At 68.7% G+C, this 22,660-nt stretch carries 21 protein-coding genes; 8 read left to right on the forward strand and 13 right to left on the reverse strand.

Annotated elements, in window-relative coordinates; genetic code table 11:
- Positions 1-41: 41 nt before the first annotated feature.
- A complete protein-coding gene (locus HEB94_RS43485) occupies positions 42-1,019 on the reverse strand; it encodes a DUF6528 family protein (protein WP_192755246.1) in 978 nt (325 codons plus the stop codon).
- 22 nt (positions 1,020-1,041) lie between these two features.
- Positions 1,042-1,944 (reverse strand): MurR/RpiR family transcriptional regulator, encoded by a 903-nt coding sequence (locus tag HEB94_RS43490; RefSeq protein ID WP_192755247.1) that lies wholly within the window; start codon positions 1,942-1,944, stop codon positions 1,042-1,044.
- 64 nt (positions 1,945-2,008) lie between these two features.
- Here HEB94_RS43490 and HEB94_RS43495 point away from each other — a divergent pair, with 64 nt between their 5' ends.
- Positions 2,009-2,707, forward strand: a complete 699-nt coding sequence (locus HEB94_RS43495; protein WP_192755248.1) for an HAD family hydrolase — start codon at positions 2,009-2,011, stop codon at positions 2,705-2,707.
- A gap of 75 nt (positions 2,708-2,782) precedes the next feature.
- Here HEB94_RS43495 and HEB94_RS43500 read toward each other — a convergent pair whose 3' ends face one another.
- A complete protein-coding gene (locus tag HEB94_RS43500; protein ID WP_192755249.1) occupies positions 2,783-3,940 on the reverse strand; it encodes an RNA-guided endonuclease TnpB family protein in 1,158 nt (385 codons plus the stop codon).
- A gap of 23 nt (positions 3,941-3,963) precedes the next feature.
- On the opposite strand from HEB94_RS43500, the gene tnpA reads away from it, so the two are divergent.
- Positions 3,964-4,392: an IS200/IS605 family transposase gene (tnpA, locus tag HEB94_RS43505; RefSeq protein WP_192755250.1), complete on the forward strand. Its 429-nt coding sequence runs from the start codon at positions 3,964-3,966 to the stop codon at positions 4,390-4,392.
- A gap of 138 nt (positions 4,393-4,530) precedes the next feature.
- Here tnpA and HEB94_RS43510 read toward each other — a convergent pair whose 3' ends face one another.
- On the reverse strand, positions 4,531-5,985 hold the full coding sequence (locus tag HEB94_RS43510; RefSeq protein WP_192755251.1) for an FAD-dependent oxidoreductase: 1,455 nt from the start codon (positions 5,983-5,985) through the stop codon (positions 4,531-4,533).
- A gap of 323 nt (positions 5,986-6,308) precedes the next feature.
- Between HEB94_RS43510 and HEB94_RS43515 the strand changes: the two genes are divergently transcribed.
- Complete coding sequence (locus HEB94_RS43515; RefSeq protein WP_202896856.1) at positions 6,309-7,208, forward strand: alpha/beta fold hydrolase; 900 nt, start codon at positions 6,309-6,311, stop codon at positions 7,206-7,208.
- A 193-nt stretch (positions 7,209-7,401) separates the two neighbouring features.
- Positions 7,402-8,652 carry a glycoside hydrolase family 76 protein gene (locus tag HEB94_RS43520; protein WP_192755253.1) on the forward strand — a complete coding sequence of 417 codons (1,251 nt, stop codon included), beginning with the start codon at positions 7,402-7,404 and terminating at the stop codon, positions 8,650-8,652.
- Between the two features lie 73 nt (positions 8,653-8,725).
- On the opposite strand, the gene HEB94_RS43525 is transcribed toward HEB94_RS43520, so the two are convergent.
- Together HEB94_RS43525 and HEB94_RS43530 are read right to left on the reverse strand one after the other, a co-directional pair.
- Positions 8,726-9,049: a GNAT family N-acetyltransferase gene (locus tag HEB94_RS43525; protein WP_202896857.1), complete on the reverse strand. Its 324-nt coding sequence runs from the start codon at positions 9,047-9,049 to the stop codon at positions 8,726-8,728.
- A gap of 76 nt (positions 9,050-9,125) precedes the next feature.
- Positions 9,126-9,611, reverse strand: a complete 486-nt coding sequence (locus HEB94_RS43530; RefSeq protein WP_192755254.1) for a hypothetical protein — start codon at positions 9,609-9,611, stop codon at positions 9,126-9,128.
- Positions 9,612-9,777: 166 nt separating this feature from the next.
- On the opposite strand from HEB94_RS43530, the gene HEB94_RS43535 reads away from it, so the two are divergent.
- Positions 9,778-10,275, forward strand: a complete 498-nt coding sequence (locus HEB94_RS43535) for an aminoglycoside adenylyltransferase domain-containing protein (protein WP_192755255.1) — start codon at positions 9,778-9,780, stop codon at positions 10,273-10,275.
- A 32-nt stretch (positions 10,276-10,307) separates the two neighbouring features.
- On the opposite strand, the gene HEB94_RS43540 is transcribed toward HEB94_RS43535, so the two are convergent.
- Positions 10,308-11,459: a metallophosphoesterase family protein gene (locus HEB94_RS43540; protein WP_192755256.1), complete on the reverse strand. Its 1,152-nt coding sequence runs from the start codon at positions 11,457-11,459 to the stop codon at positions 10,308-10,310.
- Between the two features lie 52 nt (positions 11,460-11,511).
- Here HEB94_RS43540 and HEB94_RS43545 point away from each other — a divergent pair, with 52 nt between their 5' ends.
- The gene (locus tag HEB94_RS43545; protein WP_192755257.1) at positions 11,512-11,715 is read left to right on the forward strand and encodes a hypothetical protein; all 204 of its coding nucleotides are present in this window, start codon (positions 11,512-11,514) and stop codon (positions 11,713-11,715) included.
- 293 nt (positions 11,716-12,008) lie between these two features.
- Here HEB94_RS43545 and HEB94_RS43550 read toward each other — a convergent pair whose 3' ends face one another.
- Entirely contained in the window at positions 12,009-12,848 is an 840-nt protein-coding gene (locus HEB94_RS43550) for a PP2C family protein-serine/threonine phosphatase (protein WP_192755258.1), read from the reverse strand.
- 233 nt (positions 12,849-13,081) lie between these two features.
- Between HEB94_RS43550 and HEB94_RS43555 the strand changes: the two genes are divergently transcribed.
- Together HEB94_RS43555 and HEB94_RS43560 are read left to right on the forward strand one after the other, a co-directional pair.
- On the forward strand, positions 13,082-13,756 hold the full coding sequence (locus HEB94_RS43555) for a Type 1 glutamine amidotransferase-like domain-containing protein (RefSeq protein WP_192755259.1): 675 nt from the start codon (positions 13,082-13,084) through the stop codon (positions 13,754-13,756).
- A gap of 197 nt (positions 13,757-13,953) precedes the next feature.
- Positions 13,954-15,168 carry a zinc-dependent alcohol dehydrogenase gene (locus HEB94_RS43560; RefSeq protein WP_192755260.1) on the forward strand — a complete coding sequence of 405 codons (1,215 nt, stop codon included), beginning with the start codon at positions 13,954-13,956 and terminating at the stop codon, positions 15,166-15,168.
- 13 nt (positions 15,169-15,181) lie between these two features.
- Here HEB94_RS43560 and HEB94_RS43565 read toward each other — a convergent pair whose 3' ends face one another.
- From HEB94_RS43565 to HEB94_RS43585, 5 genes are all read right to left on the reverse strand, one after another.
- Positions 15,182-16,300 carry an alpha/beta hydrolase family protein gene (locus HEB94_RS43565; protein WP_192755261.1) on the reverse strand — a complete coding sequence of 373 codons (1,119 nt, stop codon included), beginning with the start codon at positions 16,298-16,300 and terminating at the stop codon, positions 15,182-15,184.
- Positions 16,301-16,308: 8 nt separating this feature from the next.
- Positions 16,309-18,294 (reverse strand): ABC transporter substrate-binding protein, encoded by a 1,986-nt coding sequence (locus tag HEB94_RS43570; RefSeq protein WP_192755262.1) that lies wholly within the window; start codon positions 18,292-18,294, stop codon positions 16,309-16,311.
- Between the two features lie 224 nt (positions 18,295-18,518).
- Positions 18,519-20,309 (reverse strand): ATP-binding cassette domain-containing protein, encoded by a 1,791-nt coding sequence (locus HEB94_RS43575; protein ID WP_192755263.1) that lies wholly within the window; start codon positions 20,307-20,309, stop codon positions 18,519-18,521.
- The gene (locus HEB94_RS43580) at positions 20,306-22,198 is read right to left on the reverse strand and encodes an ABC transporter ATP-binding protein (protein WP_192755264.1); all 1,893 of its coding nucleotides are present in this window, start codon (positions 22,196-22,198) and stop codon (positions 20,306-20,308) included. Before HEB94_RS43580 ends, HEB94_RS43575 begins: the two co-directional genes overlap by 4 nt.
- Before the next feature lie 29 nt (positions 22,199-22,227).
- Positions 22,228-22,641 carry a VOC family protein gene (locus HEB94_RS43585; RefSeq protein ID WP_192755265.1) on the reverse strand — a complete coding sequence of 138 codons (414 nt, stop codon included), beginning with the start codon at positions 22,639-22,641 and terminating at the stop codon, positions 22,228-22,230.
- Positions 22,642-22,660: the final 19 nt, after the last annotated feature.

Here is a 22,660-nt window from a genome sequence, read left to right on the forward strand (position 1 = left end):
TCCTTCGACCCGGCGGAACCTTGGCGCTCTTCGGTCAGTCGTCAGGAACTCGACTCGTCGAACCACCGCGCCCGGTAGATCTGCGCTCCGGGCAGCACCTTCTCCGTGGTCTTGCTGTCCCCGATGAAGAGGTCGACCTGGTCGGTGCACCAGGTGCACGGGTTGCCGACCTTCGGCGTCGTCTGCAACACCGTTCCGCTGGCGAGATCCGTGCCGACGCTCTTGATGTTGATGCCGTACAGCTCCCGCTGCCGGGGGAAGGAGTTGTTCCACGTACCGGTCGACTTCACGAACTGGTGGACGCCGTACACCGTGGTCACCCACAACTGGTTGGCGTCACCGGACACGGGACCGAGGTCGTGGCCCCAGTTGGTCGGCAGGCCGTACGACGCGAGCTGGGTGAGCGTCGGCGCGGCGGCCGTCCCACCGACCTCGTACTTCACCAGCAGGTGGTCCCCGACCGCCCACAGGACCTTGGCCGCGGCGTCCCACCACACCTCGTGGGCTCCCGGGAGCGCCGTCTCGACGTAGGTGTCGGAGTGTCGACCCTGGCTGGCGGTGTAGACGCGGACCCAGCTGCCGTTGCTCGCGGCGACCGCGATGTTCCCGTCGGGGAGGAGTTCGATGCCGTGCGGGTTCGGGGTGCGGCCGATGTCGACCGACCAGGCCACCGGACCCTTCTGCGGGTACGGCACCGAGGCGAGCAGACCGTAGGAGTCGGTGACCAGGACGTACCGCTGGCCGCTCGCGTCACGGCGCAGGCGCGCGTCGTCGGGCAGGCCCCACGACTGCGAGGTGTCCCCCGCGTCGCTGTCCGGCCCGGGCTGCCACGCCCAGATCTGGGCCCGGTCCTTCGACCAGTCCCGGCTCGGGTCGAGCACGACCACCTGGTCGGTGGCCTGCTCGGTGACGATGATGGGTGTCCGCGGTTCGCGCGGCTGTGCGACGGCAGGGGTGCTGAGCATGCCGGCGAGCACGCATGCCGCCACTCCGGCGACAGCGAGTCGAGATCGGCGCATCTGGCTTTCCTTCCGGTGAGGATCAGCCCTGTCGGCTGCGGTTGGAGGTCTTGCCGGTCTGGTAGCGGGCGGTCGCGGCGCCGGCGAGGTTGAGCAGCCGCTGGGTCTCCTCCGTACGGCGCTGCGCCACCCGCACGTAGAGCGCGTCGGTGACGAAAAGCTGCGCGTGCCGGCCGGCGGTGCCGCGATACCGGAAGCCCGAGCCACGCGCGGTGGTCGCGAGGGTGAGCTCGGCGGCGGTGGCGAGCGGGGTCGCCGCGCTGCTGGTGATGGCGGCCGTGGTGGCACCACGGTCCCGGGCGACGTCGAGGAGTTCCACGGCGTGACGCGCGCGGCCCGAGTGGCTGATCGCGATCGCGACGTCGGAGGGGGTGAGCGTGACGGCGAACGCGGCGGCGTTGTGCACGTCGGACGTGGTGGGGGTGGGGATCCCAATGCCGGTGAGCTGGGTGGCGAGGTAGTGGGCGACGTCCGCGCTGCCACCGAACGCGAAGACCTGTACCTGTCCGGCCGCGCTGACGGCCTCCGCCAGCCGGTCGAGGACGACGGTGTCGAGGAGCGCGGCGGTCCGCCTGACGGCGTTGATGCTGGACGCGGCGAGCAGGGCGACGGTGGCCCCGACGTCGGCGTCGGCCGCGATGTCGCCCGTCGGATCGGCGTCCGGGTCGGCCGCCTGGTCGCGGGCGACCTCCTCGGCGAGGGTGAGCCGGAGTTCGGTGTAGCCGGGTATGCCGAGCGCCCGACAGAACCGGTTGACGCTGCCCACCGAGGTGCCGGCCCGCTCGGCCATCTCGACGATCCCGAGCCGGGCGACGAGCGCGGGCTCCTCCAGAACGATGTCGGCGACCCTCGTCCCAGCGGGCGTCAGCAGGTAGCGATGCTCGGCGATTCGGTCGAGCAACCTGCTGGGGGTCACCTCGGCCATGCGAAGAAGATTTCCACGGCTAGAGTAATCGCGTCAATGATTTCCAATTGAATGCGGACTGAACATGCCCTTACGTCAGACGCGTGGCGCCCTCCTGGTCGACGTTGGCGGCGTCCTGCTGCTCCCCAACGCCGAACTCCTCACCCCGGTTATCGCACGGCACGGCGGGGTCGACACCGAGGCCGACTTCCTGCGCGCCCACTACGCGGCGCACAACGCCGCGTGGCCGGCGAACGGCGAACCCTGCGACTACTACGACCTGCTGCCGGGGTTCGCGGGCGTACGCGAGGACCGGCGGGGTGCGGCCGCGGACGACTACCGCGCCGTGTCTGCCGAGCGGAACATGTGGCACGCGCCCGACCCGGCGTCCAAGGAGGCACTTGCCGCGTTCGTCGCCGACGGCGTTCGGATCGCGATCGTCTCGCAGGCCGACGGCACGATCGCGCAGATGCTCACCGAGGCGCGGATGTGCCAGGAGGGCGACGGTCCGGGCGTGCGGGTGGACGCGGTACTCGACAGTGCGATCGTGGGCTACGACAAGCCCGATCCGCGCTTCTTCCTGCACGCGCTCGAGGCGGTCGGCGCCGAACCGACGCAGGCGGTCCACGTCGGAGACACGGTGCCGGCGGACGTTCGCGGCGCGCAGGCGGCCGGCATTCTCGCCGTGCACTACGACCCGTACGGCGACTGCGACGACCCCACCGACCACGAGCACGTGAAGACCCTCGCCGACATCTGCGCGTACCTTCCGGAGTCAACTTAACCCGGCCCTTGAAGGACCGGGTTTGGAGGTAGCGCCCAACTGGCTGCTGGGTTGGCTCCTCCGTCCAGACACTCCTTATGGGGTGGCAGGGACGCGTGACTCACGCCCCGCAGTCCACACAGCCTCGCCCTTGCGGGCGATGTTGTGGGAAGCGTTCCGGTCGGCGTGGGCAACGACCCCGCAGTTCCGGCAGATGAAAAGCCCCTGGTCGACACGGTTGCGTTTGTCGACGTGGCCGCACTCAGAGCACTGCTGGGAGGTGTAGGCGGGATCGACGAAGACCACGGGCACGCCGGCCCTGCGGGCTTTGTAGACGATGAAGTCGCCGAGTTGGGCGAAGGTCCAAGAGTGGAGTGCGACCCGTTGGGGCTTGCGGAGCCGTACCCTCTGCCGGATTCCCTTGAGTTCTTCCAGGGAGATCCCGGCTGAGGTGCGTTCAGCCTCGATCACGATCGTCTTGGAGATGATGTGGTTGGTGTTGGCGACGTGGCGCTGTTCGCGCCGGTTGCGCTTCTTGAGGAGGCGCTTGGCGGACTTGGTGCCCTTGCGCTGCAGCTTGCGGCGCAGGTCGAGCTGCCGCTTGCGGTGCCGGTTCAGGCCGCGCCCGGCAGCCTTGTAGCCGGTGGAGGTGGTGGCGATGTTGACGACGCCGAGATCCACGCCGATGAAGCCGTTGGGCTCGTACTGCTCGGCCTCGGGAACCTTGCAGGTGGCGTACAGGTAGAAGACGCCGTCCCCTTCGATCAGGTCGGACTCGCCCTGCCGGTGCTCCCGCAGTGTCTTGAGCGCGCCCGCAGAACACGCGAACCGCACGTTCTTCAACCGGCCTGCGGTAGTCCAGATGGACACCGTCTGCGTGTCGTACTGCCAGGAAAGGCAGCGGTCGTCGTATGGCTGGGCCGCCTCGGGGCGGAACACGATCGGCTTCGTCTCGGCCTTTCGACCTCGCTTCGATCCGGGCTTACCGAGGTGCCCGGCCTTGACGTTGGCGTTGAGCGCCGTGTAGGCGTCACGGACCTTCTTGATCACGTGCTGGGCGACTTGGGCACCCAGCCCCCACGACCTCAGCTGCGCATAGGTGTGCTTGCGCAGTTCGTACTCACGCGGAACACCACACTCCAACGCCACCGAAGACACCCAGTTCGCGGCCTCGTTGACCGTGTGCACAGTCCCCGACAACGCGGCGGCCTGGTCGGCCTCCGGTATCAGCTTCACCTGCACGACGATCTCCACGGACCTGATCCTATCGTTGGTCTATGTCACCACGATGGGAGCCAAACCCCGATATTCGCAGGGGTCGCACGGTCGTCTACACCCTCCATGCACACTTGGTCTTCACTCCGAAGTACCGGCGCGGACCGTTCACCGACGACATCCTTCGACGCTGCGAGGAAGTCATGCGGGACGTGTGCACCGACTTCGGAGCGGAGTTGCGGGAGTTCAACGGCGCCACCGACCACGTCCACCTGCTCCTCCACTATCCGCCCAAAGTCGCCCTGTCCCGGCTCGTCGGCAGCCTCAAAGGCGTCTCCGCCCGCAGGCTCCGGCAGGAGTTCCCCGGACACATCCGCAAGTACCTGTGGGGTGAACACTTCTGGTCCCCGTCCTACTTCGCCGCATCCTGCGCAGGCGCCCCGCTCACCGTGGTGAAGGAGTACATCCAGAACCAGAAACGTCCCGGCTGAGACAGACAGCGCAGATCCGAGCGTCCGTGCAGATCACCCCGGTCTTAAGAAGCGATTCCTCCCCAGCCTGAAGGCCCGGGGTTCCTCGCTAGATCCTGCTGAACCAGGCGTTCGGCACCAGGCGTACGGCGTAGGACGTCAGGCGTACGGCGCCAGGAGGGACTCCAGCGCCTGCCGGTCCACCGACCCGTTCCAGGGTCGTACCGGTGAGATCGGCGCGTTGGCGGCGGAGTCGGGGTCCTCGGCGAGCCGCCGAAGAACCCGGTCCGCGACCGCGGGCGAGGCGATCACCCGGTCGTCGTCCAGCAGGTACAACGCCCGTAGGAAGAGCCGGAACAGGTCCGGGTCCGACGCCGAGGCCTGCTCGATCTGGGCCGAGGTGACCGGATGCCCGTCGGGAAGCTTGACGGCGGGCGCGTTCGCCGGTGCGGCGTCGCCGAGGATGTTGGCCCGCAGCTTGCGACCGACCGTCTGGTCGCTGGTGGAGGCTTCCTGGTAGTAGACGGCGAGGACGTCCCGCTGCCACGCGGCGTACTCCGTGGCCAGGGCCACGTCGTCGCGTCCGTCCGCGGTGGCGAGGTCGTGCAGCCGTCCCACCGCGCACAGGCCCATCGCCACCCCGCGGCCGCGGGTCGGGTTCGTCATCGCGAGGGAGTCACCCGCCTGGTGCAGCCCGAGCACGAGGGGCTTGCCGTCGGCCACCAGGCCGCGCATCCGGTTGTTCAGCGCGCCGAGCACGAACGTCGGAGTGGCGGGTTCGAGAAGGTCCAGCCACGGGCGGAACGCCTCGTTGGCCGCGAGGACCGCGTGATAGGCATCCTCGTGGCGAACGCGTTTCAGCAGCGGATCGCCGCTCTCCGCGCAGATCGCGATCATCGCCGTGTCGTTGTCGCCGAGGAACATGAACTGCAGGTGGCACGGAAACTCGTGGATGTCGGCGAACCCGGAGTTCAGCCGTGGCCGCTCCCCCGCCCGGATCCGGAAGTGCCGGCCGTAGTAGCTGACGTTGCAGGTGTCGACGATCTCCGGCTGCGGTAGCCCCGCGGCGGCGAGCCACCCGCTCACCGGCGACCGGCGTCCACCGGCGTCGATGACCAGATCCGCCCGCACGACGTCACCGGTCGCCAGCCCCAGCCCGGTGACCCGCGGCGGCGAGCCGTCCTCGATCTCCAGCCCGGTGGCCTTCGCCCGCACGGTGCGCACACCCGGCTCGCGCCGAACGATGTCCGCGAGTACGGCGTCCAGGGTGACCCGGCGACTCTGCAGCATCGCCAACTCGTCGTCGCCCGGACGCCCTCCGTCGTGCAGGTGTGGCGGCGCCATCTTGGCGAACGGGAGTTCGGTCACACCGGCGGCGGCGAGCGCGTCGACGACGTCCGGAAGCCGGGTCGCGAGTTCGACCTTGGCCCGCGCCATGAACCCGTGCGCCTGGACCGCGTGAGGCGCGCCCGGCCGGGCCTCCACCGTGCCGTCCGGATCGCTGATCCGGTCGAACTCGGCGTCGACCACACTCACCTGCCACCCACTCCGAGCGAACTGCAAGGCCGCGGCAGCGCCGACGACCGACCCGCCAAGAATCGCGACGGTCCCCATACGTGCACGCTAATCGCGTGCCGGGGGCGGGGCAATCGTCACGAGGACCGCGCTGTGGCGTATTTCCCGGAAGCCGCGACCCGACGAACAGATCGGTCTGCTCCGACTCCGCGGTGTTCTGCTCCCGATGCCCCATCCGTCCAGGCTGTTCCGGGTGTTCCGGCCTCTTCCGGTGGGCGATCGTCCGACCAAGGTCCCTGTGCCGGCACGAAGGACGGCGTGACTCTGGTGGTTCGGGCTCTGGCGGTCTGGGCTCTCATGGTCGGGCTCTGATGACGGGCTCGGATGGTCGGCACTGCCGCGCCCACGCTGGGAGGTGCGCTGTGAGGACGTTGGGCGGTGGTCGGCGCACGATCGCGGTCGCGGTGCTGCTGGCGGTGGCCCTGAGCCTGGTCGTCCTCGGTCTGGCCGGCGTTCGCGACGCCCGATCCGCGTCCGGCACAGTCGGCGCTGGCACGAACGGCGCGGTCGGAGCGGCCGCCCCCGCGTGCGCCGCGAAGCCGACCATCGTCCTGGTGCACGGCGCCTGGGCGAACACCTCCAGTTGGAACGGCGAGGTGACCCGACTCCAGCGTGACGGATACGTCGCCCGGGCGGTCTCGAACCCCCTGCGCGACCTGACGAGCGACGCAGCCTCCGTCGCGGCGTTCCTGGACACGATCCCCGGTCCGATCGTGCTGGTCGGCCACTCCTACGGCGGTGCGGTCATCACCAACGCCGCCGCCGGCAACCCCAACGTCAAGGCGCTCGTGTACGTCGACGCCGCCGCACCCGCGGTGGGCGAGTCCACCGGTGAGCTCAGCGGCAAGACCTCGGCGCTGTCCGCGAAACCGAGCACGCTCTACGACACGGTCCCGCGTACCACCACACCCACCGGTGACACCGACCTGTACCTGAAGGAGACGCCCTTCCTGCGGTCGTTCGGACCCGACCTGCCGAGGCGGACCGCGCAGGCGCTCTGGGCGAGCCAGAACCCGGCCGCGATGAATGCCTTCACCACCCCGTCGACAGCCGCGGCCTGGAAGACGATCCCGTCCTGGTACGTCTTCGGTACGGCCGACCGGATCATCACGCCGCAGTCGCTCACCTTCATGGCGCACCGCGCCCACGCGCGCATCAAGACGGTTCCAGGCGGCTCGCACCTGACACTCATCTCCCATCCGCAGCCGGTCACCGACCAGATCCTCGCCGCCGCGCGGGCGACGTGCCCGAAGCGCCGCTGACGGTCGCGAGCAGCTAGTTAGCGTTACCTCGACCTCCACAGACTCCACGTACCGCGCCACCGTGCCCTTCCAGCCGTCATGCAAGGGAATTCTGGCGACCTCCGGCCGTGTCCCTTGTCCGCACGCTGCGGATAGCGTTACCTTCCCCCGAGGTTCGGCGCACCAGCGCCCAGGTCACCCCGGAGGAACGCACGTGCCCACTGAACAGGCGTACGGAGACACCAAGGCAAGCCCACCTACGAGACGGCAGCGGCGCCTTCGCCGATACGCCGCAGCACTTCTGGCCGGCGTCCTGCCGGCGGTGACCCTGGCGCTCGCCGATCCCGCGGCTGCCGCGTCCCGGCACGACTCGCCATGGGCCGATCGGGCGGTGGCCAGCTACGAGGCGATGCAGGACAACCTGTATCTCGGCAGCCCCGGTCACGGCCTCTATCGGGAGGCGCTTCCCGCCCGGACCGGCGACAATCCGTACTCCTTCCTCTGGGAGTTCCGCGAGGCCACGCAGGCGACGATCGACATGCGGGGGCTACCCAAAGGCGGCAACAGGTACCGAGGCGACGTGGCGGACCGGTTCAGGGCGCTCGAGCAGTACGCGACCGACGACCCGACCCACCCGGGGTACGAGTCCTACCTGACGCCTCCGTTGGGCGCGGGCGGTGACCTGTACTACGACGACAACGCCGTGGTCGGACTGTCCTACGTCGCGCAGTACCGTGCGAGTCACGACCGCACGATGCTCGCCGGTGCCCGGTCGGCGTTCGCGACCGTCGCTCGGGCCTGGGACACTGACACGTCGAAGTCCTGCCCGGGCGGCATGCACTGGGTGGAGGCCGACTGGAACACCATCCGCGCCGCCAACGTCACCGGGCTGGCCGCCCAGCTCGCCGCCGACCTGTACGACCTCACCCGCGACCGTTCCTACCTCACCTGGGCGACCAGGGCCTACGACTGGAACCGCGGCTGCCTCCGCCAGTCGGCCGGCCTGTACGCCAACGACATCGCCGACGACGGCACCGTGAACCCGACGCTGTGGACCTACAACTCCGGCGCCATGATCGCCGCCGCGACCCTGCTCTACCGGAGCACCGGGGACAGCACCTACCTGCACAACGCCGTCGAGGATGCCAACGGCGCCCTGGCCTACTGGACCTCACAGGACCGCCTCTACAACCAGCCGGCCATCTTCAACGCGTTCTTCTTCGAGGACCTGCTGCTGCTGGACTCGGTGCGCCACTCCCCGACCTACGTCGCGACCCTGCGCGGCTACACCCAGCGCCTCTGGAACGAGAACCGCGACCCGGCGACAGGGCTGTTCCGCTTCCAGGCGAGCAACGGCGGTGCGCCCGACCCTGCTCAGTCGTTCATGACGCTGAACCAGGCCGCGGTCGTACGGCTCTTCGCGATGGCAGCCTGGGACTCCCGCCAGTACGACCGCCTCGGCTGAGCGCCTACCGATCGAGCAGGAACCAGTAGTTCACTGTCGGACCCTGTACCGCCGGGCCCCCGCCCATCGACTCCTAGAGCGAACGGGCGGGGGCATTGTCCGCTCCGGTGAACAGGAACATCTTGGTGGCGCCGAGCTTCGTCCCCTCGGCGATGAAGGCCCGCAGGAGATCCCGTCCGATTCCCTGACGACGATGGGCCGCCTCGACGTCCAGTTCGTGGAGGCAGAGCATGGACGACGCGTCCGGGCGAGGAAGGTGGTAGCCCCAGCACCATCCCTGGATCTCCTCGCCGGCGACGGCCACGAACGCGGGAGCGCCAGGCGTTTGTGCGAAGCCCCGGCCGGCCTCGACGCCTTTGAAGTGACGGACCGCGCGTTCGAGAAGTCCGGTCGACACCAAGCTCGTTCGTCCCCCACGCGAGTTCTGGGTCATGCCGCGTGTCGAGGACTATTGCCCGCTGTCACCCGCACTGTCACGCGATCGCGTCGATGTGCTGTGCGACGGCGGTCCCGACCGGTGAACGGCGGACAAGTACGAAGCTCACACTCGCCCAGGGAAAGGTCCGGCGCTGGCCGGCCTCGAGTGTCACCGGATCCACCTCGACCCGCTGGACTGTGTCGAAGGGCTCCGCGTGACTGAGAAGTCGTACGAACGCGAGGTCGGACGACGGTCCCGAGCCGCATCCGATCCAACTCAGTGCCGAGTAGCTGTCCAGGTCGAAGTCGTAACGCGGTAGGGGAAACTGGTCCCGGTTCGCGAGCGATACGCGGTCCAGACGCACCGAGCCGCGGACGAACACGTCGAAGATGCTTTCAGCCAGCTGCTCCCAGTCGTCGTGTGGGTTGACGTCCCGCGAGTTGAGCATCGCCCGGTCTGCGATCGGAAGCATCGCGATCAGCCCGGAGCGGAAGTTCTCGACGAGCTCATGGACCGTCGCCGTGTAGACCTCGTCGATCACGAAGGGTGCCTTTCCTGTGTGGCCGCACCTGCGCAAAGTCGCGGCAGGTCCGGCATGGGTGTCCCTGGGTAGGGTAGGCGAGCATGTCGCTCCCACCGCAGGTGCACGACGTCGCCCAGACCTACCTCCGCCTCGTCGAGTCGCGGGACCCGATAGGTGTCCGGACGTGCCGGGCAGCCGTGAGGCGTCGTTCAACCCGACGGCGAGGTTCATGCTGTGCCCGGTGACGTGGCACGAGCTGCACGAGCACGGTGTCGTCGTGCGCGGGCCGGCGCTCGCCGACCTCGACCTGTGGATCGACAAGGCGGCGTTGCTCGACTTCACGCGCACCAACCTGCAAACCTACTGGCGGGGCTGGGTCGGCAGCCTCGATCGGGTCGCCACGTCGGAACCCGACAAGGCGGTCGATCCATGGCTCGTCGAGTGGTGTGTTCTCGGTGTCGTACGCCTGCACGCGCTCCTCGCCACCGGAGCGCTGCACTCCAAGGGCGGCGCCGGCCGGTGGGCGGTGGAGGCGGTCGACCCGCGGTGGCGCCCGATCCTCACCGAGGCGTTGCGGATCGGGGCTGGCGACCCGGGCCCATCGCCGTACGCCGACCTGTGGGAACGGCTGCCTGAGACCCGCGAGTTCCTCGCCATGATCGTCGAGACCGACGCCACGTGACCAAGCCCAAGCCCTCAACGATCCGACCCAGCTCAGGGACAGGAGAACTCCTTGGTGGTTCCGGTACTCAGCGTGCAACTTGGGCTCTGGGCGCGTCCGGCGCTGTTGTGGAAGGTCAGGCGCCACGGGTTGCCGGGGTCAGCACGCAGCACCGCGTAACCGTGAATGTCGTGCGATATCGACTGGGTGACCGGTTCACCGTCGACGACTTTACCTTCGACCTTCGTATCGTCCGGTGCGGTCTCGAGTTTGGTTCCGGAGGAGCCCACGGTCAGCTGGGGCGGACGGGTGCTGTTGAAATCGAGCATCTGGTACAGATGCTCGTGGCCGGACAGTACGAGCCGAATGTTGGGCGCCAGCGCCTTGGCCGTGGTCTGTTCGACGGCCTTGGCAAGGGTCGGACCGGTCCAGGTCACAGCGGTGGACGACGCGGCCTTGACCATCCACAAGGGCTTGTGGGTGATGAGGAAGTACTCCTGCATGGGATGTCTGTTCGCCAGCGCGTTCACCTGGTTGAACCACTTGATGTACTGGGTCGCGACAGCCTGGTTCAGGACGAAGTCGTCCGCATCCGGGATGGCGGATGAGTCGAACAGGATGAAATGGAGGGTGCCCGCGTCGATCACGACGGGCTCTGCCTCAGCGGGGTGGTTGCTGGAGATCGAGAAACACTCGTCGTTCCCGAAGATCTGGGTAGCGAGATAGCGCCACCATTCCACTCCCCTACCGACCACGGGCGGTTGACACGCTTCGTGGTTACCCCGCGCGAACAGGAACGGCGCCTTCGCGAGCAGAGCCTCTGCGGGTTCGAAGAAGTCCTTGACGAGACATCCCCAGCCGCCTCTTTCACTCATCACATTGCAGCCCAGACTCTTGTCGCTCGCCAGCTGTGGTTCCTCCCGGTAAACGTAGTCGCCGACGTGGACGACCAGGTCGGGGCTGGACGTAGTCGCCGCGTTGACGGAGAGACCGTGGAAGTGCCAGTCCTTGAGGCAGTTCTGGTTGAGCGCCGCGTTGGCGGTCGTCTCGCATCCGGTGTCTCCGATCACCGCGATGCTGGCGGGACGCGGGCGGGTGGGTACGCCCCACCGTGGCAGTGGGACGTTATAGGCAGGGCGTACGTGCAAGGCCTGTGTACTGCCCGAGTCGATCATCGCCTGCCGCGCGTCCACCGGAACCGGCAACCTGCAGACGGTCGTCGGAAACAGCGGTAACTGCGGCGTACTGACAGGGATCATGGCATTCGAGGTTCGCGTGCCCTGGCTGTCGACGAAAGTCACCGACGGGCATCCTCCGGGGAGCTCGGTGGTCACGAACCGGATCACCGTCCCCCGCGGGGTCAACTGGGACCACACCCAGGCCTCCCCGTTCTTTCCGCCGACTGGTTGGCCCGGCGGGGACGAGGGTTCACCCGAACCGGATCCGTCCATCGAGGTGTAGCTCGACGCGACGGTGCCTGCCTGTTGCGGTGCTTCCGTTGGGGTCATTGTGGTGCCCGCGGCCACCAGACCGACGACAACCAGAACGACGGCCAAAATGCGTGACATCGACATCGCAGGTCATCCCCCGACAACGCAATTCGACACAGGGGAAGAAGATCGTCCCCATCAAATGCGTTCCTGCCCCGTGCGTCACCCGTGAAACGGGACAACGACTTTCAGACCATCCGCCCTACAGAACACGCATTTCGAAAACGCGGTAGTGGGAGCTGGCAGCGAGGACCAGGACACGACTTAGGCGGCGTGGGTGGGGGTGTGAGCCGCGGGGTCGATCAGGTTGCCGAGGTCGGTGACGGCGCCCTGGAGTCGGCAGCAGTACGGCCGGCGGCTCCAGGGCATCAGCTCACCCTGGTCGACGTCGCCGACCACGCAGGTGACGTTGTCCCGCCCACCCGCTTCCAGCGCGGCGCCGACGAGACCGTGCACTGCCCCTTCGCGGGACGGGTCGGCCAGGAGCGACGCGATCTCCTCCTCCGACACGAAGTCCGTGAGTCCGTCGCTGCACAGGAGCAGCCGGTCACCCGCCCGCAGGTCGAGGTACGTCAGATCCGGTTCGGGGCGCTCGGTGGCACAGACGTAGCCCGTCACGACCGATCGGTAGGGGTGGACCTTCGCCTGCGCGGGACTGATGTGACCCTGGTCGACGAGGTCCTGGACCAGGGTCTGGTCCCTGGTCAGCTGCGCGAGCCGCCCCTCGCGCAGGAGGTAGGCCCGGGAGTCGCCGACGTGTGCCAGGGCGAACCGGTGACCATCGGTCATGATCGCGGTGAGTGTGGTCGCCATGCCCTCGCGCTTCGGTTCGGCCGCGACGCCGGCGACGAGGTGGCGGTAGGCGAAGTCGAGCGACTCTCGCAGGACACCCACCAGGTCGGTCGGGTCGGCCCGCAGGGACCCTCGCGGTGTCAACGAGATGGCACCCATCACGAACGCGACGCTCGCCGAGGCGATCTCACCCGCCGCCTGACCGCCGACACCGTCCGCGACGAGAACCAGGTGCGGAGCGCTGAACGCCGAGTCCTCGTTGTTGCCACGCACATGGCCGACGTGGCTTTCGGCCCAGCAGGCGAATCGCATGGGCGCCCTCCGATCGTCAAACTACGCCACCGGCAGCATCCCCGACGAAACCAGCGGACAGCAACCCCTGGCCTGCGCGAGAGAGCGGACGCGGAGTCACCTCGACGGCCGTGGCCTGGGGTAGCACGCGCTGGCGCCCCACCTGTGTCCGTGCCCGCCAGTACTCTTCCGGCTCAGTGGGTCCTGGCACGACAGTGGCAGTCGCCGCGCTACCCGAGACCAAGGAAGGCATCATGAAGCTTCTCCTCACCTCCGCTGGCGTCAAGAACGCGAGCATCCAGGATGCGCTGGTCGGCCTCCTGGGCAAACCGATCGCCGAGTCCAGCGCCCTCTGCATCCCCACCGCGCAGTACGGGCATCCCAACCTCGGCCCAGGAGAGGGGGCATGGCGTTTCATCAGCGGACGATCCCCCCTGCCCATGTGCGATCTGGGGTGGAAGTCCGTGGGAGTGCTGGAGCTCACCGCGCTGCCCAGCATCCCCGAGGAACTCTGGGTCCCCAAGGTCCGCGAGACCGACGTCCTGCTGGTGTCGGGCGGCGATGCCCTGTACCTGTGCCACTGGATGCGTGAGTCCGGGCTGGCGGACCTCCTGCCGTCGCTGCGCGAGACCGTCTGGGTGGGGTTGAGCGCCGGGAGCATGGTGATGACCCCCCGGATCGGGCAGGACTTCGTCGGGTGGAAGCCGCCCGCCGGTGGTGACGACACCACGCTGGGCCTCGTCGACTTCTCGATCTGTCCGCACGTGAACGGCGAGGGCAGGCCAGGCAACTCGATGGCCGAGGCAGAGAGCTGGGCTGCCGGCATCGCGGGTCCGGCGTACGCGATCGACGACGAGACCGCCATCAAGGTGGTCGACGGCAATGTCGAGGTCGTCTCCGAGGGGCACTGGAAGCTGCTCACCCCCTGATACCGGGCGTCCCTCTCGTGCGCCCGCACAGGCCGTAAGTCCCGCGCCTGGCGGGCCCATCGTGTCGTGCCCTCTTTCGGTCGCGGTGCCTACGGTGCGGCTGAGACCAGCCGATGGTGCCCGTACGACGTGTCAATGGCGTCACGACGCCGGCGAGGCGGAGGTTGCCCGCGCGATCAACGAGGAGAGGGAGTCCCATGAAGGCAGTCGTGTTCCATGGAGTTGGCGACGCCCGCGTCGACGACGTTCCCGAGCCGAAGTTGGAGGAGCAGAACGACGCCATCGTGCGTATCACCACGGCGGCCATCTGCGGAACCGACCTGCACTTCGTGCGAGGCACGGTGCCGAACATGAAGCCGGGGACCATTCTTGGCCACGAGGCGGTCGGCGTCGTCGAGGAGGTCGGTCGCGGAGTTCGCAACTTCACACCGGGTGATCGGGTGCTGCTGTCCGCCGTCCTCGGCTGCGGCTCCTGCACGAACTGCCGCAGGGGCCACTTCGCGCAGTGCAACGTCATCAACCCGCGCGGGCCCAGGGCCACCACGGCCTTCTACGGCGCCCCGGCCGAGACCGGCCCGTTCGACGGTTTGCAGGCCGAGTACGCCCGGGTGCCGTACGCGCAGACCAACCTCTTCCACCTGCCGGACTCGATGTCGGATGACAAGGCGATCCCGCTGTCGGACATCTACCCCACCGGATACTTCGGGGCCGTCATCGCCGAGGTGTCGGACAGTGACGTGGTCGCGGTCTTCGGCTGCGGACCGGTCGGGCAGTTCGCCATCCTGTCCGCGTTCCAGCGTGGCGCGGGACGCGTGCTCGCGGTCGACGGACACCCCTACCGGCTCGAACGCGCCCAGGCGCTGGGCGCCGAGGCGATCAACTTCAACGAGGAGGACCCGGTCGAAGCGCTCCTGGACCTGACCCGCGGTGTCGGTCCCGATCGGGTCATCGACGCCGTGGGGGTCGACGCGGAGAGTCCGAAGGCCGGCCCGGCCGCGGCGAAGGCACGCCGGGAGGACGACCTCTATCGCGACGAGCTGCACGAGATCGCCCCCGAGACCAACCAGCAGGACGAACGATGGAAGCCTGGTCACGCGCCTACTCTCGCGCACTCCTGGGCGGTGGACAGCATCGCCAAGGCGGGCACGCTGGGCGTCATCGGCGTGTATCCACCCACGGACAGGTTCTTTCCGATCGGGACCGCGATGAACAAGAACCTGCGCATCAACATGGGCAACGGCGATCACCCCCGCTACATCCCGAAGCTGCTGGACATGGTGAAGTCCGGGGTGGTGGACCCGGAGGAGGTACTCACCCAGCACGAGCCGCTGCGCGACATCCTCGCGGCCTACAAGGAGTTCGACCTGCGCAGCCCCGGCTGGCTCAAGGTGGCGGTGAACCCCCGCAGTTGAGCGCTCGGGGCGTTCAGACCAGCGCCTCGGCGAACATGCGGTAGGCGTCGGCTCGAGCCTCGGCCGGGAACGCGTGCGCGCCGTCGAAGATCCACGGCCGAAGCGACCTCTCCGCCCCGTACAGCCCGTACACCCGCCGTACCTGGTCGAGCCAGCGCGCCTCGCCCACGTTCGGGAAGATCAGGTCCTGCATGCCCGCCACCACCATCAGCGGTCTCGGTGCGACCAGCGCCAGCCAGTGGTGGAAGTCCAGCGGCGTCTGCTCGATCGCCGCCTCGTAGTAGCCGAGGCGCGGGATCAGCGCGGTCCTCGACCACCAACGGTCAGGGGACGGGTCCGCGCGCAGCAGGTTCAGTCCGCAGCTGAGCACGCCTGCCCTGATCCGGGGCTCGGCGAGCATCGCGAACAGCGTCCCGTAGGCGCCGTGGGAGTGGCCGATGCAGCCGATGCGGCGCGGGTCCACCTGTGGCAGCGTTTCCAGCAGGTCGACCGCCCGCGACACGTCGAAGGCCATCTTCGCCATCACCGAGCCGGCCGGGTGAGCTTCGAAGAACTCCTCCGCGTAACGGTAGTGCGCGTTCGGATGGCCCGCCTGTCGCTCACCGAAGGCGATCGCGTCCGGTGCGAACACGACGAACCCACGCTCCGCGAGTTCGGCGGCGTACTGCATGTAGCTCCCGCTCGCCCGTACCTCCAGACCGACCACCTCGGCCTTGCCGGACGGGCTGGTCTGATGCAGCGCGATGATGCTCGGGCGTGGCTCGGTGGCACCCCGCGGAGTGAGCAACCACGCGTAGCCCCATTCGGCGTCGGTGAGGGTGTAGCGCAGGCGGCGCATCGCGTAGGGAGCCGGGGTGTTCGAGACGACGAACTCCGGCCCGAGGTACTCCCAGCGCATGGTGCTCGGTGGCAGGTCCGACACGGTGCCGAGGAGTTCCTCGGAGACGCGCTGCCAGTGGAGGCGTTCCCTCTTCCACCGCTCGAGGTCCTCGGAACCGGACCCGGACTCGCTCACCAGCGGGAGCGGGTCGGCCACGCCCGACTGCTCGCTTCGGACCGGCTCCCACGGGTGCTTCGCCTTCCATGCCGCGAAGTCCCAACCGCCGTCCGGCCAGTACCACAGGTACGACATGGGGCACCCTAGTGTTCGTCGGGGTTTCGGTAGGCCAACTGCTCCATCCAGCTCGTCGCGCTGAAGTGGAGTCGATAGCTCAGCACGGCCTCGTCCAGCAGGTTGACCAGATCGGCGCTCGCCACGACGGGTGCGAACGGCGCCGTCACGGTACCGATCATCCAGACGTTCTCGTCGTGCGCGCGAAGAATCTGGTGGCCGAGCTCGAGCCTGGCCTGGTCGTCGATCTCGGAGGCCATCCGGTCGTAGAGGTCCTGCAGCTTCCGGAACTGTTCCGGCGGCTCCATCCCCTGCTTCCCACCGGTTTCGTACCACTCGCCATAGCCGGATGCCCAGTACGTGGACCTGGATGTGGGCACGTACCACAACGGGTCCACGTCCCACAGGATCCCGCCCACGGTGTAGCCGGGGATGTCGAGGAGGTTGCTGGTCGCGCGTTCGGACCACAGGGTGTCCGCGACGTTCTGGACGGTGGCCCGCACACCCACCTTCTGCCAGTGCTGCCGGACGATCTCGTAGGCGTCGACCGACGGCACCGTGCCGCCGTACTCGTAGGTGAAGGTGGTGATGAGCAGCGACAGTGGGCGACCGTCGGGACGAAGCCGCATGCCCTCCGCGTCGCGCCGGTCGAGGCCCGCCCTGTCGAGCAGTTCGTTGGCCTTGGCGACGTCGTACTCGGTGAACCGCTCCCCGGAACCTTCCAGGTAGTAGTCGTCCTGTGGTACCGCGCACGGCTGCCGGATCCCGCCCGCGTTCGAGTAGAGCAGCTTGTTCAGCTCGCCGCGGTTCAGCGCGTGGGAGAGTCCGGCGCGGACGTCGATGTTCTGCATCAGCGCACGGAGTACCGGGTCCTTGTCGCTCTGGTTCATGTACATCGCGATCCACGGTGCGTCGCTGGCCCAGCGAAGGACCCGGATACCGTTCTTGTCGGCCGAGTCCGCGAGAACGGGCAGGTCGCGGAGGCTGACGGTCTCGAACTGCAGGTCGAGGTTGCCGTTGATCGCGCGCAGGGTGATGACCTCGGGGTCCAGCCGCTCCTGGACGAGACGGTCGACGTAGGGCAACTGCCGGCCCTGCGTGTCGACCTTCCAGTAGTAGGGATTGCGTTCCGCGATCGCGCGGGTGTCACCGCCGGTCATCGCCTTGGTCAGCCGCCACGCCGCCATCACCGGGCGCTCCGGGTTCTCCGCCGGAGTGCTCCTGGACAGGAAGAAGTCCATCCACTCCTTGTAGCCCGAGTCCTTCACCTGCTGGTCGAGCTTCGCCTTGGACGTGAAGTCGGGATGGAACTGGCTCAGGTAGTGCTTCGGCCACAGGAGCGCGCCGTGCAGAGCGCCTCGGAAGGCCAGGTAGCGGAGCAGAAGTCCGTGCGGCGCCTCGAAGCTGAACGTCACCGTGTGGTCGTCGACCTTGGCGATCCGGACCGGTTTGCCACCGATCGTGAGCCAGGTCGGGAACACCGGTGTGAGCACCGTGTTGGACAGGATCGCTTCGTAGTAGAAGACGAGATCATCGGCGGTGAAGGGATGTCCGTCGGACCACCTCGCGCCTTCGCGGAGGTGGAAGGTGTAGACGCGGCCGTCCTCGGTGATGTCCCAGGATTCGGCGAGCCCGGGAACGACCTCGGTCTTGCCCGGAGCCCACTCGACCAGACCTTCGCGGGCCACGATCAGCAGCTGCGAGGCGGACTGGGACGTCGTGGCCGATCGGATCGTCCCGCCGTACTGTCCGACCTGCTTCACCGGAGTGACCACCACCGGAGACTTCGGCAGTCGCTGCGCCAGTGGCGGCAGTTTCCCCTGTTTGACGAGGGCCGCGAGTGCGGGCGCCTCCTTGGCGTCGGGGTTGGAACCCCCGCCGCTTTCCTTCTTCTTGTCGCTGGGATCGGTGGACAGGAGCTCGCATCCAGACAGCAGACTCGCCCCCAGGATCGTGCTGCCGCTCCACCTCAACAGGTCCCGACGTTCCATGCCTGATGATCGCGCCGCGCTCATGTCCCACGACTCCTTCGCCCATCGCTTCGTCCGCGGTCCTCTCCCTATCGACGCATCGGCGTCGAGGACCCAGAACGTCTGGCTACTGTCGTGCTGGGAAAGCGCTCACCAGTCTGGTTCCGTCGTACATATCGGTCAAGACCACAAGTAGGCGCGTCCCGGACGGTGTCGACCAACCGGCGTCGGCCAACCGGCGGCGCCCGACCCGGCGGGCGCCGGCGGTCTCACTGGTAGGCCTTGGCCTGGATGCCGAAGAGTTCGGCGTAGGTGCCGGCTGCCGCCATCAACTGCTCGTGCGATCCGACCTCGACGAGTCGGGAGCCCTGGAGGACGAGGATCAGGTCGGCTATCCGCACGGTCGAGAACCGGTGCGAGACGAGGACCGTGATCCGTCCGCCGGTGGCGCCGCTGCGCGCCTGCCGGGCGAAGCTCTCGAACAGTTGGTGCTCGGTCTCCGCGTCCAGCGCGGCCGTCGGCTCGTCGAGGATCTGCAGCAGCGTTCCGTCGCGCATGAACCCGCGAGCCAGCGCCACCTTCTGCCACTGTCCGAAGGAGAGGTCGACGCCACCGTCCCAGGTCGGTCCGAGCTGGGTGTCCAGGCCAGACCGGAGTCGGGCGACGACGTCGTCGGCACCGGCCCGGCGTACGGCGTCCCGGACGGCCGGGCGCTGGTCCACGCGCGGCAGATCGCCGACCCCGATCGACTGGCTGGCCGGTAACTCGAAGGTGAAGAAGTCCTGGTAGGCACCGGCCATCCGGGCCCGCCAGTCCGCGGCCGGCAGCCGGCGAAGGTCGACACCGTCGACCACGATCCGGCCACTGGTCGGTTCGTAGAACCGGGACAGCAGCTTCATCAGCGTCGACTTGCCCGCGCCGTTGTCCCCGACGACCGCGACCACCGAGCCGGCGGGCAAGGTGACGTTGACATCCTCCAGCGCCCACCGGTCCGTGCCCGGATAGCGGAAGGACACCTGCTCCAGGGTGATGCCGTCGCGGAGGCGCTCGGGTATAACGCCGTCGGCGGTGTCGCGATGCTCGCTCGCGTAGGACTCGAGCCAGACGAGCCGCTGCGACGCGTCCAGCCACATCCGGACGAAGTCGGCGTTGCCGGCCGTCATCGCGACGTACTGCGAGAGCCGGCTCCCGGCGGTGACCACCAGGAGCACCTCACCCGCGGTCCCGGACAGGACGGTCGCGGTCACCACCACGGCGGCGACGTAGGCGGCGGCGAAGAGGGACCAGGCGGCGGCCTGCCACCAGGCCGTCCGCCACCGGGAACGGGCGAGCGGCGCGTACCACGCCTCCCACGCCTCCCGGCGACGGCGTACCAGGTCGGCACCGATCCGGGAGATGCGGACCTCCTTGGCCGGGGCCTGGGTCGTTCCCACCATGAACAGGTGCCGGTGCCGCCGCTCGTGCGGTGCCACCGCCTCGGTGACGCGCTGGGTCACCGCTGAACGCCGAGCCGACACCCACACCGTCGGCAGCGCGAAGACCAGCAGTAACGCCATCGCCGGGTGCACGGACATCACCAGCGCCAGCGTGACGACCAGCCGCACCCCCGAGCCGAGCAGGCTGAACAGCGCGAGGTACATGTGGTCGAGCTGGAACGTCTGTTCCTTGAGCACCGAGAGCCGGTCGAGGTAGTCGGGTCGCTCCTGGTGCTCGATCGTGGGCACCCGCGCCTGCAACCGCGCGACATGCCCCTCCAGCGCCGCGCCCACCCGCATCCGGAACGTGCGCTGGACGCGGCCCGCGAGCGTCTGCAGCAGCCAGGATCCGACTCCTGATCCGGCCAGGCCGAGGCAGCCGGCCAGGATCTTGGCGTTGTCCCCCTCCGCGATCCCGTTGGCGAGCAGTAACAGCCACAACGCGAAGAGGCTGTCGGGGACGGCCTCCAGGAGCGCCATGCCGAGGGAGAGCACGATCAGCTTGGGCTCGGCCTCGTAGGCGAGCCGCATCGAACGGCGCAGCGTCGGCAGGAACCTCGGCAGCTGCTCGGTGGTAGCGCTCACGCGTCCCCCCTGACCGTCTCGGCGGTGCCGTCGGCGGGGTCCGTGGGGTCGGCCGGGTCGCCGCGGTCAGCCCCTGCGCCCCCTTCGGTGAAGCGCGCCGCCTGCAGGTCGAACATCGTCCGGTAGCGCCCGCCGGCCGTCATCAGCTCGTCGTGCGTCCCGAGTTCGACGACGCGGCCGCCCTCCAGGACACAGATCCGGTCGGCGTGGCGGACGGTCGAGAACCGGTGCGAGACGAGGATCGTCGTCAGACCGCGGGTGGCGCGCAGGATCCGGTCGAAGACCTCCGCCTCACCTCGTACGTCGAGTTGCGCGGTCGGTTCGTCCAGGATGACCACCCTGGCGCCCTGGGCGACGGCGGCCAGGGCGCGGGCGAGCGCGACGCGCTGCCACTGCCCGCCGGAGAGGTCGGTGCCTCCGACGTACTGCTTCGACAGCACGGTGTCGAGTTCGGCGAGGCCGGACGCGCCCGCCTGCTCCAGCGCCGTACGTACGACATCGTCGGGTGCCCCGGAGGGCGCGACGTTCTCGCGCAGCGGGAGTTGGTAGCGGACGAAGTCCTGGAAGGCGGCGGCGATCTGCCCTCGCCAGGAGTCTGGCGCGAGCCCACGCAGGTCAACGCCGTCGGCGCGGATCGTCCCTGCGGTCGGGTCGTACAGCCGTGCGAGCAGCTTCACCAGGGTGGTCTTGCCGGCGCCGTTCTGCCCGACGATCGCGAGTGAGGTGCCGGCCTCGATCACCAGGTCGAGGCCGTCGAGGATGGGTCGGGAGTCCGCGCGGTAGGAGAACGACACGTTCTCGAACCGGATCTCGCGGGCCGGCAACCCGCCGGCGGACGCCGTGCCCGCGGGCAGGTCGCCGACGCCGCGCATCGCCGGCTCCAGGCCGGCGACCACCGGCACCGGCCGCGAGCCGTCGGCGAGCCACCAGTCGAACTCCATGGTGGCCAACGCGCTGACACCCACCGCCGCACCGGCGTAGGCAACCAGGAGGCTCAGCCCGAGCTCGCCGGTCATGGCCGCCCGCGCGAGTGACCAGTAGACGAGGCCGTTGCCGAGGACAAGGACGAGGAGGGTCACTGCGACGGACCGCTCCTTCAGACGCATGGCCTCCAGGGAGATGGCGAGGAGCGCCTTGCGCCGCTCGGTGAAGCGGGTCGCCGTCCACTCGGCCAGCCCGAACAGCCGGATCTCCTTGGCGGCCGGGGAGTCCACCGCCATCCGGTAGGCGTAGTCGGCGTGCCGCTGGTGCTCCTTGACCTCATCGGAACGCCAGTCGTTCCACGCGATGCTGTCGCGGAGGAGGAAGCGCGGCGAGACCCAGGCGAGCAGCAGGGCCAGGCCGGCCCACCAGTGGAAACCGCAGACGACGATCGCGGAGACGATGCCGGCGCCGAAGCTCACGAACCCCGAGCCGATGTAGCTCATGCAGACGCGCAGCTGCGGTGAGGTGATGCCGAGGTCGAAGTCGCGAGCCAGGCTGAAGTCGCTCGCGAGCTCGGGGTCTTCCAGGTGGGCGATGCCGACCGGGCCGACCGCCGCAGTGGCGAGTCGGTCCTGGAGGGAGGCGGCGGTCCGGTCACCCAGGTTGGTCCCGAGTTCGCTGTGCAGCGGACCGAGCGTCTGCAGCAGCGCGAAGAGGACACCCACCGCCGTGAGCGGCGCCAGCACCGAACTCTCCTCCGCGATCGCCCCGACCAGCCAGCCGGTCACCACCGCGAGCGCCGGAGGAAGCGCCGACCGCACCACGATCAACGTCCACCAGGCGGCGGCCAGCCGGCGGTCGGCGCGCCACGTGGCGTGGAACAGAAGCTGCCACTCCGCCGAGCCACGCAGCCGGGTGAGCCATGCGCCCGGACCGGCACCGGTTGGGCGGACCGCTATCGCCATCTCCGCCTCATTCCACCCGTCCCCGATCGCTATGCGTCGGCCGTGAGTGGTCCGGAGATCCACACCTCGTGGCCGTCCGGGTCGAGTACCGCGGCGTCGCGGACACCGTAGGGCTGGTCGGTCGGCTCGCGCCGCACGCCTCGCCCAGCACCGCGAAGCTTCTGCACGACCGCGTCGACGTCGTCCACGCTCAGACTGATCACGACGCCGTACGACCCGGCAGGTGTGCCCGGCGTCGACTCGTCGAGTTGGTCCAGCATGACGGTGATCCGGCTGGGCGGCGGCGGGTCCGCCTGCGCCGGCCAACCACCGGTGGGAGCGAAGAGTTCCAGCATCGTCCCGAGGTCCTGGCCGCGCTCGAAGCCGAGCAGTTCCTCATAGAAACGCGCCGACGCCTTCAGGTCGCGGCAGCGGATCGTCACGCCGTCGATGTGAATGCTCATGAAGCTCACCTCAGCAGTC

The organism is Actinopolymorpha pittospori (assembly GCF_014873875.1).
GTDB lineage: Bacteria > Actinomycetota > Actinomycetes > Propionibacteriales > Actinopolymorphaceae > Actinopolymorpha > Actinopolymorpha pittospori.